At 47.3% G+C, this 2606-nt stretch carries 3 protein-coding genes; all 3 read right to left on the bottom strand.

Features of this window, described 5'->3' with window-relative positions:
* Window positions 1-492 (bottom strand): N-acetylneuraminate synthase family protein (locus NZM04_08770; GenBank protein ID MCS7064114.1); only part of this gene is annotated, 492 nt, incomplete at its 3' end.
* Between the two features lie 33 nt (window positions 493-525).
* Window positions 526-1308 (bottom strand): hypothetical protein, encoded by a 783-nt coding sequence (locus NZM04_08765; protein MCS7064113.1) that lies wholly within the window; start codon window positions 1306-1308, stop codon window positions 526-528.
* A gap of 45 nt (window positions 1309-1353) precedes the next feature.
* A complete protein-coding gene (gene pseG / locus NZM04_08760; GenBank protein ID MCS7064112.1) occupies window positions 1354-2382 on the bottom strand; it encodes a UDP-2,4-diacetamido-2,4,6-trideoxy-beta-L-altropyranose hydrolase in 1029 nt (342 codons plus the stop codon).
* Window positions 2383-2606: the final 224 nt, after the last annotated feature.

The raw sequence follows: 2606 nt of genomic DNA, 5'->3' as shown, positions 1-2606 counted from the left end.
GATTTCTTCCGCCGTCGCCATACCGGTTGACAGGATGATAGGCTTGCCCGTTCGCGCCACGCGTTGGATTAGAGGATGATCCACCAGCTCAAATGATGCGATTTTATAAAGAGGCACCCCGAGCGACTCGAGAAAATCGACTGCCGTGAAGTCAAAAGGGGTTGAAAAGAACACGAGTCCGCATCGTTCCGCCTCTTCCTTCAACGCCCGGTGCCATTCCCACGGTGTTGAAGCTTCTTGATATAAGTCATAAAGATATCGCCCCGCCCACAGGGGGCTATCCCGGATGAGAAATTCAGGACGATCTGAACGAATGGTGATCGTGTCTGCCGTATAGGTTTGCAACTTCACAGCGTCGGCACCCGCCTCTTTTGCGGCGTGTACGAGATGTATAGCCTTGCTAAAATCTCCAAGATGATTAGCAGACAATTCGGCAACTATGAACACACGTCTCGCACAGCCTTTTCCCCATGCTTCTTTACGCACACTCATACAAAGGCTCCACAAGGTCTCCAACACTTGCGACTACATGGGCTCACGTAGCGAACCCTCGCGCTCAATATCTGACTCCCTCAATAACTCCAATCGTAAATATATTCGCTCACCATTTTCAACTATATACGCCCCCTTGTAGCCTCTGAAAGTAAGGGCACGAATTTGATCAATTATATCTTTCGCTTTATACCACCGATTAAGGTCAATATAGCTCACTGAAGACAAATCAGCCACGCGGTGAAATGTACCCTCAGAAAGATTCTGCCTAGTCCGACCATGCCGACCATATTTAATATCACACCAGTTCTTTTTAAATATGCATATACATGCCTCTTCCAATTTATAATACAAAGACTCCCCCGTATCGGTTATATCAATGTCTATTTTGATCCGATCGATGATGTCGCCACTATCAATTCCCTCATCTATCCAGTGAATCGATGCACCTGCCGGGGTCTCATCGATAATACTCCATACATTTGGATGAGCCCCGCGATTGTAGGGCAGGTAGCTAGGATGGATATTTACAATCCCTCTTTGAAAAATGTTGATAATCTCTTTTTTAAGAATAAAACCGAAATATGCACACACACCTATATCTGGCGACAAATGAGATATACTTATTACGGTATCGCTTGATCCCAGCATCGCTGCATCTATAACTGTCGGACTAACATTTTTCACAGCTTCTAGTATTTTTGACCTATACTTTGCTGTTGAATAAGGATGAAGGACAATTCCAACAATATTTTCTCCACGGTCTATAAGCCATTTTGTAATCTCATATCCCACTCGATTGTTAACAAAAAGCATTATTTTCACTATATTAACCCTGCACTTATGTATGATTACAGTCCATCACTTGGATCGATGGAGTAGATTAGATAGTATTCTATACTTTCCATGCCCATCGATTATTTTTTGGTTTTGTGTTATTAGAAGTTGTCTTCGATCGTAATGCGACATCATTACGGCGATCGCTTCACGTAAGGACTTTGCCTTCATACCATTCTCTATCTCTGCGAACACGGCACGTTTGCCTTCTAAAAGATTATTGTTAATCATATGTTGGTTTGAAGCCGTCGTAAGGGTTACCATCGGAACACCCATAAACATGAGTTCCCAGCAAGTAGAGCTGGCTGATGTGACGGCAATATCCGCCCAATTCATCAAGGCAGGCATATCGGGCGAACTCCGAACGATTTCAATCCTAGTCTGCGGAGCCTGAAGCATGAGCTCATGCGCTTTGCTCTCGATTTGATCTCCAGCCGGGTTAAGCGGTCCCAACACGATCCGAGTGTGGACCTCCAATCCTTTCAGCGCCTCCATCACCTTCAGGGTGTAATTTCCGGGATCTGCGCCACCTAATGTAACGAGCACATTTCGCGGAATTTCCCTTGCTGTTCGACCCGCTATCCTTGAGCGGATGAATTCCTGCCGAATCAGCGCATATTCGGGACCTAAAAGGAGTCGCGCCGGACGACCCAATGAATAGGGCAATCGCTCTGCCCCTAGGTTCTGATTTAACAAGATATCACAATGGTATTTTCGGAGATGGCACGTGTCATCGATCACCAACACCCGCGGAGCCAAATCTCGGACCCGAAGTTGGTATTCTTCGTCAAAATGATATCCGTCGAGAATGATCCCGTCGGGCTGAAACTCTTGACAAATAAATGAGAGAGCGGCCAGATCCCGGCTGTCGGGATGAATCTCATCCAACAGGAATACCTCGTCTGCCGCGGTCTGTATCTTCTGCAACACGCCATCACTAGCGCACGATGTCACAAATATGCATTCAGCGCCTTGCTCGCGAGCAGCTTCAGCCAAGGCAATACAGCGCATCACGTGACCCATCCCGATCGTTGGGGATGCATCGGCGCGAATGATTATTCTTCGAGTGTCTGATCCCGATATCTTCAGGGCTGCTCTCCGACCGGGTGACCGACCCGGAAACTTGTCCGAGTCGGTTCAAAATGGGGAGGTCATCCATTTATAAATTCTCCGTTCCGCGATCGAAACTCCGAGTCCAAAATGCCCATCCAAAGCGTGTCCGCAAATCGATCTCCCCTCCATACCGCCTCGCGCGCTCGCCCCTCTTCGACAAAGCC

This window comes from Candidatus Methylacidiphilales bacterium (genome assembly GCA_025056655.1).
Classification (GTDB): domain Bacteria; phylum Verrucomicrobiota; class Verrucomicrobiia; order Methylacidiphilales; family JANWVL01; genus JANWVL01.
This window is presented reverse-complemented; position numbering and strand designations above follow the sequence as displayed.

Bases quoted from the DNA above. Each gene is read 5' to 3' on its own strand.
- NZM04_08765 (MCS7064113.1), bottom strand. From the start codon at position 1,308: ATGCTTTTTGTTAACAATCGAGTGGGATATGAGATTACAAAATGGCTT.